The organism is Pseudomonas sp. Irchel 3A18 (assembly GCF_900187465.1).
In the GTDB taxonomy this organism is placed as follows: Bacteria; Pseudomonadota; Gammaproteobacteria; order Pseudomonadales; family Pseudomonadaceae; genus Aquipseudomonas; species Aquipseudomonas cichorii.
The window spans coordinates 341065-356732 of record NZ_FYDI01000006.1 but is presented as its reverse complement, the minus strand read 5'-3'; the positions used below and the strand labels follow the sequence as shown (position 1 = coordinate 356732).

Below are 15668 nucleotides of genomic sequence, written 5' to 3'. Positions count from 1 at the left end.
GGCCGCGGGGCAAACGCTTGAAGGGGCAGAGTGGCTGGCCTTCAGTTCTGGGTGGCTGCAAATCCGGCCTTCAGGTCTTCGATCAGATCATCCGGGTTTTCCAGGCCGATTTGCAGGCGCAGCATCGGCAGACCCTGTTCCCGGGCGCCATAGTGATCCACCTCCGACACCAGGCTTTCAAAGCCACCCCATGAATAACCGACACCAAACAGCTTCAAGGCTCCGGTAAAACGGTCCAGCACCTGACGGTCGGCGGTCTTGAACTCGAAGCTCAGCAAACCGTTGCAACCATGGAAATCCCGCTTCCAGAGGGCATGTCCCGGATCGCTCGGCAGTGCCAGATGCAGGACACGACCGACCTGCTCGTGGCCATGCAGCCATTGTGCGACTTGCAGGGCATTGTGCTCGTGCATCTTCATGCGTGCCGCAAGGCTTCGTGCACCGCGCAGCACAAGGTAGGCATCGTCGGGGCTCACGGTATTGCCCACGGCGGTGTTCATGGTCTTGAGAGTTTTCCAGTGCTCTTCGGTGGTGCTGATGCTGCCCATCATCACGTCCGAATGCCCGGCGATGTATTTGGTCAGGGCCATCAACGAAATGTCCGCGCCCAACTCAAGGGGCTTGAACAGCACCCCCGAACCCCAGGAGTTATCCACCGCCAGCAATAGATTGCGCTCTTTGCACAGCCGCGACAGGGCTCGCAGATCACACATGTCGAACGTCAGCGAGCCGGGGACTTCAGCGTAAATCATGCGCGTATTGGGCTTGATCAATGACTCCACGTTACTGCCGTCGGCGGCGTAATAATCGAACTCGATATCGAAGGCTGTCATCCAGGTCCTGACCAGCCGACGAACCGGGCCGTATACCGCCTCGGTGATCAGCACATGCTGACCAGGGCGCACAAACGCCTGAAACATCTGCGCCGCTGCGGCCAGCCCTGTGGAGTACAGACAAGTGCCGTGGGCACCTTCCAGCTCGGAAACCAGATCCTGCAATGCAAAGGCCGTCGGGTTGCCGTTGGCCGCATACGTCAGCGAGCGATCCGGCCCCGAAGTGCGAGCTTCCGCTTCACGCAGGCTTTGCAGGCTGTCGAACAACACCGTGCTCATGCGCACCACCGGCGGATTCACCGCAATGCCCGGCCCGCTGCTGGCGCTACGGCCATGTTGGGACAACGCAGTCTGGGCGAGTGGGTCTTTGTCTTGGGGCATTGCAGGCTCCGAACTACTGGGTAAAAGAATTTCAGCTTGCTACGCAGGAGACACGAGATTCAGAAGCATCCTGCATACAGCCTGGCGTCACGGATGATTATCATGCGCTGCCTCTTGTATTTTTGAGCGATAGAAGAGGTGATGTAGGAGCGCATTTATCCGCGATACGCCTGTAGATCCAAAGAAAATCTATCGCTCTCACGGGCCTCTCGCGAATAAATTCTCTCCTACAAATCAGACGCGTGATGCCGCTCGGCAACCTGATCCGCCTCATCACCCCATGTGCGATTGACCTTCTTGCCGCGGATGACGGCAGGGCGTGCGGCGATCTCTTCGGTCCAGCGAAGCAGGTTCGGGTATTCATGCACTGACAGAAACTCCGCTGCGGAATACACACTGTTCTGCACCAGTGCGCCATACCATGGCCACACGGCGATGTCGGCGATGGTGTAAGTATCGCCGGCCAGATAACGGCTTTCGCCCAGACGACGATCCAGCACATCCAGCTGACGCTTGGCTTCCATCGCGAAACGGTTGATGGCGTACTCGATCTTTTCCGGTGCATAGGCATAGAAATGCCCGAAACCGCCGCCCAGATAAGGCGCAGCGCCCATTTGCCAGAACAGCCAGTTCAGGGTTTCTGTCCGGCCAGCGTGATCGGTGGGCAGAAAGCTGGAAAACTTCTCCGCCAGATAAAGCAGGATCGAGCCGGACTCGAATACCCGCACTGGCGTCTCCTGGCTGCGATCCAGCAACGCAGGGATCTTGGAGTTGGGATTGACTCCGACAAAACCGCTGGAGAACTGATCGCCTTCCGAAATCTTGATCAGCCAGGCGTCATATTCGGCACCGCTGTGCCCAAGTGCCAGCAACTCTTCCAGCAGAATCGTGACCTTCACTCCGTTGGGTGTGGCCAGGGAGTAGAGCTGCAGCGGATGTTTGCCGACCGGCAGTTCCTTTTCATGGGTGGGACCGGCAACCGGGCGGTTGATATTGGCGAAGGTGCCGCCGGACGAGGCAGGCTGCCAGACCTTTGGAGGCGTGTAAGGAGTAGTGCTCATGCGGGAACCTTGGAATGTTTGAGGACGATCGTTTCGACCGGTGATGCTGCCCGTTGTTCATGATTCATCGATCAGGCCAGAGGGCGACTGCGGCCAGCGAACAAGGCATTGCGAATGCGTTGCCCGTAAAGACCGACGGCCAGACCCGATACGATAAGGCCCACGGCAACGATTTTCATCGGCGACAGGCTTTCATCGAAAATCACCACCGAGCCCAGCATCCCGAATATAGGTACCAGTAATGACAATGGCGCAACGGTGGACACCGGGTATTGCTTGAGCAGCGAGTTCCAGACCCAATAGCCGAACAAGGTGTTGGGGTAAACCTGAAACAGGATCGACAGAACAGCACGGTGGTCGATCTGGTTGATCAGTGCAGAGTAGCCGCTGGTGCCGTTGACGATATAGTCGAGCAGGAAAAGCGGGATCGGCGAAAACGCGCTGGACCAGACCACAAAGGCAAATACCTGAGGGGTATTGGCCTTTTTATTGATGATGTTCGCGACACTCCAGGCCGCCGCGCCAAACAGCACCAGCATCAAGCCGGTCGCAGTGACCGAGCCATCCGCAATAAAGATGATGCTCAACAGCCCGCACAGCGCAACGCCAATCCCGGCCAACTGGTAGCGCGTGATGGTTTCCTTGAACACCCAGGCCCCCAGTAGCATCGTAAAAAACGCGCTGAACTGCAAAACCAGCGAAGCAATCCCCGCCGACAGCCCGGTCTTGATCCCCAGATTGACGACCCCCCAAAGACCTATGCCGAATATCAGCCCGTAACCGATGATGTAACGCCACGCGACATCAGGTTTGGGAATGAAAAAGATTGCTGGCAGCGCACAGAGCGTGAAGCGCAGACCTGCGAGGATGAACGGATCGACTGAGGTCAGGCCAAGCTTGATGACCGAGAAGTTAAGGCCCCAGAGTGCAGTAACCAGGATGGCGAGGAGCAGGTGGTGGAGTTTCATTGAGGGGGCTTCCTGGTCGGTGTCGTGCGATTCAACATCATCGAGCTGTGTCAGGGCAATCCATGACAGCCGCATCACGAGCCTGTCGAGCTTCTGGCGGCTGGTAAGGTTTATGCCTGAAAAATGCTCTACTTGCTTGTTTTCAGAACAAAAAACTTAACTTGCAGGAATGTATCGCGATAGATACATTTGATGGCAATGTGCTTTTTGGACGCTCGTAAGCAAGGTGACGATGTTTTCCTGCGATGATCAAGGCAGGCGTCAGCCGCTCTATGGGAGTGCCGACTAAAGGCAAGTGGTTAACGCATGGAGCGGGATGCTAATGGATGAGCTGAAGAGAGTTCTCGCCGGCCTGGATATATACGTTTATTCAGGATTGTTGCTTTTGAATTTTATCGCCATCAAATACAAGCCCGAACATGCGGTTTCTCTGTTTATCTGGGGCTGCAGTGTTCCGCTTTCTGCTTTTTGCTATCTGGTCTGGGTTTATGGCATCGGTGGTAGCTGGAACTTCGTGACGTTCCTTATAGAAATCTTTGCGTTTTCACAGGTCGGGTGGCTTGGAGGCGCTTTGGCTTTTTTCGGGTGGCTGGTCAGCGCACGTTATTTGAAAAAAATCGGGCTGTGGATATCCAGAGTGTCGGTTGTTTCGCATGGTTTGTTTTTGATGGTGATTTTTGTTTTTGAGCGCGATTTTTCATGAGCAATTTATCGTTGTTGTGGACCGGGTTTGCTTACCAATGGGAAGAAGGAATCAAGTGTGTCTTTCATTAAACGTTTTTTCGCTCTCTTTTTGTCGGGTTTCCTCGTGGGTTGCTCAAGTCCGGTGTTGATAGTCAAGCCTGTCAATCTTTCTTTGGCCAATCAGAAAGTCTCTGCGCAGTTTCGCGTGGCTGAGCGTGGTGGCTATAGAGTTGCTCTGTTATTTGTGTGGAGTGAAAAAGCCTCCGATATCGATCACCAGAAAGCAGTATGGGGGGGCGGGCTTTATAACGAGGGCGGTGTTCCCATTCCTGTCCATTTGCGTGTTCTGAAAGATGGTCAGTTGTTTTTTGATGAGGTTTTAGTCACCACGGGCATTGACTCGGGGCAGGCATTTGAATACGAGGGTAAATACAAGTCTACGCAGGTCAGAGATATAAAGCATTTTGCTCTTCTCCCTGGGGATTACACGGTCGAAGTTTCGACGGTGGATAAAGTTGACGCATTCAGTGGTACGGAAGGGTACGTAGAGTTTTCTTACTACAGCCCCAAGATTTAGATTTTTAAAAATAGCGAAAGGACTCTAAGACGGTGGAAAAGAGCTACAGCGTTACTTACAAGGTTGCTGGTGTTGGTGCCGACTATGTTTACCAACAGGATAAAAGCGACCATAAAGCGGGCGATCTTCATGATTCGCCCGGTGGGCACATGTGGTACAGCGTAAGCGATGGCGTAGCCAGCAAGAGCTTCGGGTTCGCCTCAAGGCTTGATGAAATGTTCGGGCCTGGTCAAGTCGTCATGGATGATGACAGCGCGTACCAGGAAACTCTCTATGAGGTTACCGTCAAGCTGACAGAGTCGCAGTACACGGCCCTGATGAATTTTTCCAGTAATCCGCCAGCAGGTGGTTTCGATTCAGCGACATACAATCTGTTGACTAACAGCTGTGTTGATTTCGTATACGCCTCGTTGAAAGTCCTTGGCTACAACCCGAACGATGAACAGGGTGACCTTTTTCCAGGTAACAATCTGGACAATATCGACGCGCTTTTAAATGGTTTTGGCGCAGAAATAATCCGTGGAGACATGGCGCGAGGCGGAGTTGTATATGACGGCAGTCAGAGCAGCTTGTGGCTGAATTCCAGTGACCTAAGCGGCGGTATGGCAAACAATGATTTCTCATTGAATACCGATCTTGCATCTGGGATCAAATACAAGGAATCCGTTGATCACGATGCCGCAGCCGCTGAAGTTGCTCAGGGCCTGATCAACAGTGGTGGCGGCTGGAACCTGAGTTACGACGCCAACAAGCTCAACCTGAATCAATATCAGGGCAACTGGATCAACAATACCTTTACCAATGCGGCCACGCAGATTCTGGCTGATGGTTATCGTCCGGGTAACGTCAACACCGTCAAGGATGTGTTTGATTTCAGCCTGCGTAACTCGACTCAGGGCATGACGTATGGCAGCACACTGGCTGCACTTTTGAACTCGGGCGATGCAAGTGCCCGCGTGACGTTACCGACGGATCCGCTGGTGTTGGACCTGAATGGTGATGGCGTAAGGTTGACGGATTACCTCGGTGCACCGGTACTGTTCGATGCCGACAACGATGGCGGCAGCCTGGAAGAAACGGGTTGGGTAAGTCCTGAAGACGGCATCGTTGTTGTGGATTCCAACGCCAATGGCAAGATCGACAACATCAGCGAAACACTTTCCGAGTATTTCGGTGGGGTAGCGGGCAAAGACGGCAATGCCGGAGAAAAACGTTTCTCGAACGGATTTACTGCCTTGGCGAGCCTGGACAGTAACGCTGACGGTGTTTTCGATAACCGTGATGATGCCTGGTCGAGTGTCAAAGTCTGGGTCGACGCCAACCACGATGGAAAGAGCTGGGATGATGCCAATGGTAATGGTTCAGTGGACGCCAATGAAAAGAGCGAACTGAAGTCATTTGCAGAGTTGGGTATTACCCGGATCAACTTGAACAGTGTGGCTCAAAGCGGCGAAGTGCGTGACGGTAACGAAGTTCTCGCACGAGGAACCTTTGTTCAGAACGGCGTGAGCAAGGAAGCCATTGCCGCCAACTTTCTGGCCAACCCTAATGGTCATGTCTTTACCGCAAACGGCACAGGCACTGTTATCTCTACACAGGGTGGAGGTAACGTCTCTCCTGTGAGTGGTTATTCCTCTTCTTCCACAACGGGTGAGCACATCGATGTGGCATCGAAGGGCGTAAACAATGCGACTGGCGGCTCGGGCAATGATGTGCTGCAAGGCGATGCCCAGACCAACTGGCTGGCCGGTGGCCAGGGTAGCGATACGTTCTATGGTGGTGCCGGAGATGATGTTCTACTGATTGATGGCGAAGACCTGTCCGAGAATATCCATGGAGGAGATGGCACCGATATCGTTCAGGTTCTGGGCGATAAAGGTGTTTATCTCAACCTGGCAGATGCCGGTGTGGAAATTGCTCAGGGTAGTCGTGGCAATGACACCTTCATCGGCGGCGGGTCCAGCACGGTTTATATGCGCGGCGGCGACGGCGATGATGTACTCATCGGTGGGTACGCCAATGATGCGTTGTCGGGTGAGGATGGTAACGACGTCATTCTGGGCGGAGCCGGCAACGATGTATTGCGCGGGCACCGTGGCAATGACCGTATTCAAGGCGGCCTGGGCAACGACCTCATCGACGGCGGTCAGGATGACGACAACCTTAACGGCGGTGCCGGCGACGATGTGCTGATCGGTGGTGCGGGCGATGACGTGATCGACGGTGGTGACGGCCTGGACGTCGTCGAGCTGTCCGGCGACTTTGCCGACTATCGTCTGACACGAACGGCAGAAGGTGTCTGGATCAGCGACACCGTTGCAGGGCGCGACGGTACCGATTTCCTGCAGAACATCGAAAAGATCAACTTCAAGAACCTCAAGCTGGTCGAGATTCCGAGCGCTACCAGCGAAGGGATCGAGAACCCTCTGCTGGTCAAGGATGTCCTGAGCAACGACAAGGCCGGTGCGGCTTTCGAGCGTACCAGTGCACATCTGATCGGCAAGGAGCAACTGCTGCAGAACGACATCGACTGGCAGCATGATGCGCTGCACATCACCGGACTGTTCGATGTCGTGGGTGGTACGGCCAGCGTGACCCAGGCTGGCGATGTGCTGTTTACGCCTGATGCAACCTTTACCGGCATCATGGGCTTCAAGTACACCGTTGCCGACGCCAAGGGCAATGAGGCCGGTACGGTTATCAGCATGGGAACCGGTGAAAGCGCGACAATGCGCGCTGCGGTGTACCTCAAGACTGCGGACCTGCCTGACGATCCGCTGGCGACCGATCAGTGGTATCTGTCCCAGGCCAATATTCTTCCGGTCTGGAAGGATTACACCGGCAAGGGCGTCAGGATTGCCCAGATCGAAACCACCAGTCCTTTCGGCACGACCAAGGAAGTGCTCGATTACCGTCACGCCGACCTGAAAGACAACATCGACAAGAACTGGCTGGCCAATGCCACGCCGGGACAGATGGCGGGCGAGGGCAGTGGCGGCGTCTTCAGCGATCACGCCACGCTGGTGGCCGGTGTAATGGTCGCCTCCCGCAATGGCGAAGGCAGTGTGGGGGTGGCTTATGACGCCACGATTGCCGGTTACTGGGTCAACAAAGACGACTTCAGCACCATGTCCCACATGCACGAATATGACGTGGTGAACAACAGTTGGGGGAGTGCCATTCCCTTCGATCTGAAGTTTTCTCCGGCCGAACTGGGACTGCTGCCGACACCCCATCGTCAGGCCTTGCAAGAGGGGCGCGATGGTCTGGGGACCGTGATTGTCACGGCGGGCGGCAACGACCGGCAGATAGGCGGGAACACCAACTACTCGAACGTCTCCAACAGCCGCAGCAGTATCGTGGTTGGCGCAATCAATGCCACCACTGACCTGGGTGCATTGCAGTTCGGTGGGCAGCCGTTCTCCAGTCCGGGCGCAAGCATTCTGGTCAGTGCGCCGGGCTCGAACGTGACCTCCACTTCGCGTCTGGTGCAGAACGACAATGGCTCCACGTTCGGTGCCGACACCAGCGTTTCGCAAGGCACCAGTTTTGCCGCGCCGATCGTCTCCGGCATCGTTGCACTGGTGCTCGAAGCCAACCCTGAGCTGGGGTATCGCGACGTCCAGCAGATCCTGGCGCTTTCGGCTCGCAAGGTAGCCGACCCTGATACCTCCTGGCAGGAAAACGGAAGCCAGAACTGGAACGGCGGCGGCATGCACGTCAGCCACGACTATGGTTATGGCGAAGTCGATGCCCGCGCGGCGGTTCGTCTGGCCGAAACCTGGAATACCCAGCAGACCTTCGCTAATGAGTTCAGCCTGAACCAGCCTCTGGACTCCGGCACCCTCAACCGTGCAATCACTGATGGACTGGGCGCAGGAATCAGCCATTCCCTGACCATGGGTAACGCCGGTATTTCTGTCGAGCATGTTGAAGTCAAAGTCAGCCTGACGCATTCCCGACCCGGTGACCTGATCCTCAAGCTGATCTCGCCGTCCGGTACTGAATCCATTCTGATGAACCGTCCGGGCAAGGCACCTGGCAGCGCGGCGAGTGAGCGTGGTGACGCCGACTTCGCCGGCAGCTCCACCTTGAATTACGTTTTCGATACGGCGCTTCTGCGGGGTGAAACGGCGCAGGGCAACTGGACGCTGCAAGTCATCGATACGGTCACCGGCGACACCGGCACACTCAACAGCTGGAGCATGAACGTCTATGGCAAGGGCGGTACGTCCGATGACCAATATGTGTATACCAATGAATATGCACAGCTGGCCGCGGCAGGCGGACGCAATGTGCTCAACGATACCGATGGTGGCGTAGACACGATCAATGCCGCGGCGATTGCCAGCGCCAGCGTCATCGACCTTTCCAACGGTCAGGCGACCCTGGCCGGTGCCCGGTTGACGATTACCAATCCAGGCCAGATCGAAAACCTGATCGGCGGCGAGTTTGGCGACTCGCTGACCGGCAACGCTGCGGATAACCACCTCTCGGGTGGGCGTGGCGACGACCTGCTGTCGGGCGGCGCAGGCATCGATACGCTGATCGCAGGACAGGGCAATGACACCCTGACTGGCGGTGCCGATACCGACTACTTTGTGATCGACAAGAACGCGGGTGACGTCGATACCCTGACCGACTTCGTCATCGGCACCGATCGAATCGTTCTGTCCGGTTTCGGCCCGGACGTGTATTCGACGATGGGCATCAGCCAGCAAGGTGCGGACACGCGGTTGACGCTGGATGACGGGCAAGTCCTGGTGCTTAAAAATGTGCAGTCCCAGGGCCTGACGCTGAGCAGCTTCGTGCATGTACCCGAAGGTGTAAGCCTGAGCCGTCTGGAGCATTACTCCGGCTTTGGTTTCGGGCTTGATGGCACCGTGACCGAGCGGATTCTGCCGGACACCACCAATGGTGTTCTGTACTGGGCCAACGATGGCGGCGAGCGCGTCTTCGGTGGCACGGGAGCCGATGTGATCAACGGTGGTCTGGGTGATGATGTGCTGGTCGGTGAAAGCTCCACATCATCGAGTGTCGGCGGCAACGACACCCTGAACGGTGGCGAAGGCAATGATGTGGTGCGCGGTGGCGCTGGCGATGACGTGCTGTACGGCGGTGCCGGACAGGATTATCTCGGTGGCGATGCCGGTAACGACGTTCTCTACCTTGAAGGCGACCAGAGCGTCGCCGACTACGCGACCACCACGCTGCTGGCTCCGAACATCAACCTCGGCGGTACAGCCTCGCACACCGGAGCCTCGGTGGCTGGCGGTGCCGGGAATGATCGTTTTGTTGTGGTCGAAGACCTCAGGGCGAGTGCTTCCCAAGGCATCATGGCCAACCTGATCGACGACTTCGAGGTGGCCAATCCTGCCGAAAAAATCGACCTGTCACAGATCCGTGCAGTACACAGCTTTGCCGAACTGAACTTCAGTTCAGTGACGGTGGATGGCGAGCAATACCTGAGAGTCTGGTTGGGAGCGATGGCCAGTGGCACTCAATACCTGACCCTCAAAGGTGTCACCGCCAATCAACTGTCCGCCGCCAACTTCATTTTCGGTCAGGCCGTTGCACAGCCCAAAGTGCTGCTTAGCGGCACTGATGCCAACGATCTGCTGATCGGCGACGCAGGCGGTAATACCCTCGATGGTGGTGCCGGTGCGGACGTTCTCGAAGGACGGACAGGCGACGACACCTATATCGTCGACAACGTCGGTGACGTGATCAAGGAAGTGGTGGGCGGTGGCTATGACCTGGTCAAGTCCAGTGTCAGTCATACCTTGGCCAGTGAAGTCGAATCCCTGCAACTGTTGGGCAATGCGGCTATCAATGGCACCGGCAATGAACTGGCCAACCGCATTGTGGGCAACAGCGCCAACAACGTGCTGGACGGTGCCGGAGGTTCCGATGTGCTGATCGGCGGTCTGGGTGACGACACCTATGTGGTCGATGACGGTTCTGACCGGGTCGTCGAGTCGCAAGGTCAGGGCACGGACACGGTCAATGCCTCGGTTTCCTTCACGCTGGCCAGCAACCTGGAAAACCTGAACCTGACCGGCAGCGCCAGCATCAACGCCACGGGCAACAGCGTCGACAACATCCTGCGCGGCAATATCGGCGATAACCGTCTCGACGGCGCCCAGGGCGCAGACCTGATGATCGGTGGCCTGGGCAATGACACTTACTTTGTCGATCACATCGGCGATGTGGTCATGGAGGATGCCGACGCTGGTAATGACAAGGTCATTTCCACGGTCGACTACAGCCTGGCGGCGAATGTCGAGATCCTGACCTTGTCCGGTTCCGCCCTGAATGCCACGGGTAACGCGCAGGCCAACGAACTGTTCGGCAACGAGCACGACAACCGCCTGTACGGCGGTGCGGGCGATGACTTCCTGCAGGGTGGCAAGGGCAATGACCGCTACGTGTTCGGCGTCGGTCATGGCCAGGACTTGATCAATGAAGACCTGGATGCCAGTGGTGGCGTTGACACCATCGCGTTTGAAGCGGGCATTAACGCAAGCGACGTCGCTGTCGATCACTCTGCGCAAGGTATGGTGCTGCGCCTGAACGATGGTCAGCAGATCATTTCCGGCTGGACCGCTGCCCGTGGTCACAGCATCGAGCGCATCGAGTTCGCCAATGGCACGGTCTGGAACACCGCTACGCTGGCGACCCAGGCCAACCGTGCACCGACCATCGCACAGGCGATTGCCGATCAGAACGTGGCAGAAGACAGCAGCTTTGTCCTGACCCTGGCGAACAACGCCTTTGTCGATGCGGACAGCGGTGACGCCCTGAAGCTGAGTGCAACCCTGGCTGATGGCAAACCTCTGCCAGCCTGGCTGAGTTTCGATGCCGCCACTCGTACCTTCCGGGGCACGCCAGACAACAGCGCCGTCGGTAACCTGTCGATTCGCGTCACGGCGACCGACAAGGCCGGCCTGTCTGTCAGCGACAGCTTTGACGTACGGATCAGCAATACCAACGATGCGCCGGTCCTGGCCAAGGCCATTGTCGATCAGGCTGCAACCGCAGGCACACTCCTGAACTTTGCCCTACCGGCAGCGACATTCACTGATGTGGATGCCGGTGACACATTGAGCATTACCGCGCAGTCTGCCGACGGTCAGGCGTTGCCAGCCTGGCTGGCGTTCGATGCGGCCACTCGCACCTTCAGCGGCACACCTGGAAGCCAGGGAACCGTCTCGGTCAAGGTTTCGGCCGTGGACCGTGCAGGTGCGGTGGTCAGTGATGTGTTCGACATCGTTGTCGGAGAGCAGACCGGCTTGATCACCGGCACCCAGAGCGGTGACAACCTCAATGGCGATGCGCTGGCCAATACCATCAACGGGCTGGGCGGCGACGACACCCTGTACGGCAGGGCTGGCAACGACGTGCTGAACGGTGGTGACGGCGTCGATTGGCTTTATGGCGGTGATGGCAACGACACGCTGGATGGCGGTGCGGGCAATGACAGACTGTCGGGTGATGCAGGCAATGATACCTACCGCTTCTACCGCGGCATGGGGCAGGACACCATCACTGACTTCGACGGGACTGTGGGTAATGTCGACACCATCAAGGTCGCTGCCGATATCGCTCCAGCCGATGTGATTCTGAATCGTGACGGCAACTACCTGCATCTCTCGATCAAGGGAACGACAGATAAAATGTCGATCACCTTCTTCAACAACATCAACTACAAGGTGGAGCGTGTCGAATTTGCCGATGGCACGGTCTGGGATCTCGATGCCCTCAAGGCCATGACCCGGGGAGTGGCCAGTGATTCGGCCGATACCTTGTATGGCGACGTTGGGGCCGATGTACTGGATGGGCTCAATGGCGATGACAGGCTGTACGGTGATAGCGGCAATGACCAACTCAATGGTGGTGCCGGTAGAGACTCTCTGTACGGCGAAAGCGGCAACGACACCCTCAATGGTGGAGCCGACAACGACTACCTCGATGGCGGCGACGGTAATGACATTCTCGATGGCGGTGCCGGCAACGATTCCCTGAGCGGATCTCGCGGCAATGACACTTACCTCTTCTATCGCGGCATGGGCCAGGACACGATCAACGAGTTCGACTCCACCACGGGCAATGTCGACACCATCAAAGTCGCGTCCGGCATCACTCCTGGCGATGTCATCGTCAAGCGTGACAGGACGGATATCGTGCTCTCCATCAAGGGCACGAACGACTGGATGAAAATCTACGACTACACCAGCTCCAATTATCAAGTGGAGCGCGTCGAGTTCGCGGACGGGACCGTCTGGTCTGTCGCGGACCTCAAGCGCTTGTCGGTGGTCGTGGCCAGCGAAGCGGCCGATACGATTTATGGTGACGAGACGGGCGAGCAGATCGACGGGCTTGGCGGCAATGATCAGCTGTACGGACAGGCCGGTAACGATGTGCTCATTGGCGGTGCTGGCGATGACATGCTCGATGGCGGAGCGGGCGTCGATACGCTGGATGGCGGAGCAGGCAACGACTCGCTGTATGGCGGCTCGAGCAACGACATCTACCTGTTCCAGCGTGGCGGTGGCCAGGATCAGATCTCGGACCGTGACTGGACCTCCGGCAATATCGACGTGATCAAGCTGGCACAAGGCATCAGCCCGGGCGATATCAAGGCTTCGCGCGTGGGCGACAATCTCGAACTGGCGATCATCGGCACTTCGGACAAAATCACCGTTCGTGACTGGTTCTACTCCACCGACTCGCAGATCGAGCAAGTCCAGTTCGTGGATGGCACGGTCTGGGATGCAACGGCCCTCAAAGCCATGGTCAAAGGCGTGGCGAGCGAAGGCAACGATACCCTGCAAGGTGAAGAGTCCGTTGCCGATGTTCTCAACGGGCTGGGCGGTGACGACAGCCTTTACGGCTTGTCAGGCAACGACACCCTCAACGGTGGCTCTGGCAAAGACAAGCTCTATGGCGGAGCCGGAGCGGACATCCTCGATGGCGGTGCCGGTGACGACAGCTTGTATGGCGATGCAGGCAACGACACCTACCTGTTCTATCGCGGTGCCGGGCAGGACTGGATAAGCGACTACGACAATACGGCCGGCAACCTGGACGTGATCAAGCTTGCGGAAGGCCTCAAACCTGCCGATATCCAGCTCACTCGTAGCCTGAACGATCTGTATGTCGGCATTGCCGGCACAAGCGACAGGCTGACGGTTTCCGGATGGTTCTCCAATACCGCGAACCTGATCGAACAGATCCAGTTCGCCGACGGGACCACCTGGAATGCCAGCACCATCAAGACGATGAGCAACGGCACGTCCACCGAGGGCAATGACGCGCTTTATGGCGATGATGCTGTGGCCGATTCGCTCAGTGGCCTTGCAGGCAACGACAAACTCTATGGTCTTGGCGGCAACGACATACTGTCGGGCGGTGCCGGGGATGATGAGCTGAACGGAGGCGCAGGCGCTGACACTCTCATCGGCGGTACGGGCAATGACCGGCTGTATGGCGACCGTGGTAATGACCTCTACCAGTTCGAGCGCGGTGGTGGCCAGGACGTCATCGACGACTTTGATCCGGATGCCAACACTGACGTGCTGCAGTTTGGGAGCGGTATTGCTGCCGACCAACTGTGGTTCAGCAAGAATGGCTGGGATCTGGAAGTCGGCGTCATCGGCACGAGCGACAAGGTGACGGTATCCAAATGGTCGTTCTGGGGCGAAGGCACTTGGGAGGATGCCCAGCAGATCGAACAATTCCGCACGGCGGATGGCAAGGTCCTGATGGCTAGTCAGGTTGACCAAATGGTACAAGCCATGGCGGCTTTCGCACCTCCTGCACCGGGAGAAGTGAAGCTGTCGGAAAACTACCAGGCCTCGTTGAATGCCGTGATTGCGGCTAACTGGCAGTAAGTCTGGAAGCAGCCGCGCCTTTGGGCGCGGTTGCTCTTGATCCAATCGAAGTAAAAATCGCTGAACGCACGCCATAGCGTGTGTTCATTGACAGGTTTGCGTCCAAAAATGACGGGTATCTCGTATGACCCATCAAGGCCGGAACCTTTCATGAATATCAAAACCTCACCTGTCCGTTACCCGAAACATCGCTTTTCATCCTCGCAAGCCATCTGCAAGAAGTGCGGCTTTCTCCGAAGGCGTCACATGCTTGCCAGCCCACCTCGCCTATCCCATGAGCCACTGAGCGAGCAAAAAATCGTCAGCGCCCTGTACGCCTACCTGATGAACAGTTGGGAAGAACTGCCTGACCAGAACAAGCGTGCGCTGGGTTTTGATTTTGTCGTGGGCAGTGAAGGCGAGGAAGAGGGGCTTAATCATATGGCGCGGTTGTTTGTGGAGTGTGCGGAGATTTCGTTTCGGCGGGCGTTGGTTGCGAGGCGGAGGCGGCTTGGGGTGGATGAGGTTTCCGTCGATAAATAAAAGCTGGTTTGTGGCGATCATTGTCGCCGAATCTGCAATCTAGTGCAGATGAGCGCTTTGCAGCTCACAACCCCAAACCTCGATGAGGGCTACTGGCGTGACTCTTTTCATCTCACCGTTCGCGATTCGACGGAAGGTTTCCTTTGAGCGTGTTCTATGTGCATGAGCAGGGAGGACGCCAAGCTGTTTCTTCACCTTCATGAAATCCTTAAGTCAGATTTTCCGACGGCAATCTGGAGCCACCCCAGTATCTCGCTGGCCAAGCTCAAAGACCGGATGCAAGCCTTGGGTGTTCTATGAGTTCAAATGTCGCTATGAGAGGCCATGATTTCAGCGCAATGACACGGGAAGAGCTCATTCGCTTCATTGAGAGCAAGCTGGGGCATGGCGAAATTACCATGGGCCAGGCTGTAGTGATGCTCCGAACAATGGTGGCCATAATGGATCAGCGCCTCTTTGCGAAAATGTGCAAAATTTCGATTCGTACCTTGGCGCACATTGAGCATGAAGAAGGTAATCAGACGATCAAGTCGATGAATGCGGTGTTCAAGCCGTTTGGTCTTGAGCTTTGTCCGGTGAGGGTGAAGCGGAGTCAGTATGTGGGAAGAATAGGAAATTAGACCGGCAGTGTGAGCTGGTCAAATGGCCAGCCTATTTGCAACAAGTACTATAAGGATCCACCCCACTCCCCTTCCGATATCCTCGATCACATTAAAGCTTTATGACAGGCTGTTTCCAGCCTGTATAAA

At 56.7% G+C, this 15668-nt stretch carries 8 protein-coding genes; 5 read left to right on the top strand and 3 right to left on the bottom strand.

Annotated elements, in window-relative coordinates; translation table 11 throughout:
- Positions 1-41 precede the first annotated feature (41 nt).
- From metC to CKW23_RS14875, 3 genes are all read right to left on the bottom strand, one after another.
- Entirely contained in the window at positions 42-1214 is a 1173-nt protein-coding gene (metC, locus tag CKW23_RS14885) for a cystathionine beta-lyase (RefSeq protein ID WP_025262005.1), read from the bottom strand.
- 227 nt (positions 1215-1441) lie between these two features.
- Complete coding sequence (gene yghU, locus CKW23_RS14880; RefSeq protein ID WP_025262004.1) at positions 1442-2275, bottom strand: glutathione-dependent disulfide-bond oxidoreductase; 834 nt, start codon at positions 2273-2275, stop codon at positions 1442-1444.
- Positions 2276-2346: 71 nt separating this feature from the next.
- Entirely contained in the window at positions 2347-3243 is an 897-nt protein-coding gene (locus CKW23_RS14875; protein WP_095067820.1) for an EamA family transporter, read from the bottom strand.
- Between the two features lie 322 nt (positions 3244-3565).
- Here CKW23_RS14875 and CKW23_RS14870 point away from each other — a divergent pair, with 322 nt between their 5' ends.
- From CKW23_RS14870 to CKW23_RS14850, 5 genes are all read left to right on the top strand, one after another.
- The gene (locus tag CKW23_RS14870) at positions 3566-3946 is read left to right on the top strand and encodes a hypothetical protein (RefSeq protein ID WP_095067818.1); all 381 of its coding nucleotides are present in this window, start codon (positions 3566-3568) and stop codon (positions 3944-3946) included.
- A gap of 57 nt (positions 3947-4003) precedes the next feature.
- Entirely contained in the window at positions 4004-4504 is a 501-nt protein-coding gene (locus tag CKW23_RS14865; protein WP_025262001.1) for a DUF5625 family protein, read from the top strand.
- A 623-nt stretch (positions 4505-5127) separates the two neighbouring features.
- On the top strand, positions 5128-14397 hold the full coding sequence (locus tag CKW23_RS26955) for a calcium-binding protein (RefSeq protein WP_159918430.1): 9270 nt from the start codon (positions 5128-5130) through the stop codon (positions 14395-14397).
- Between the two features lie 150 nt (positions 14398-14547).
- Positions 14548-14919, top strand: a complete 372-nt coding sequence (locus CKW23_RS26950; protein WP_025262000.1) for a hypothetical protein — start codon at positions 14548-14550, stop codon at positions 14917-14919.
- Between the two features lie 296 nt (positions 14920-15215).
- Positions 15216-15539, top strand: coding sequence for a transcriptional regulator (locus tag CKW23_RS14850; RefSeq protein ID WP_236250086.1), 324 nt, complete (start codon positions 15216-15218; stop codon positions 15537-15539).
- Positions 15540-15668: the final 129 nt, after the last annotated feature.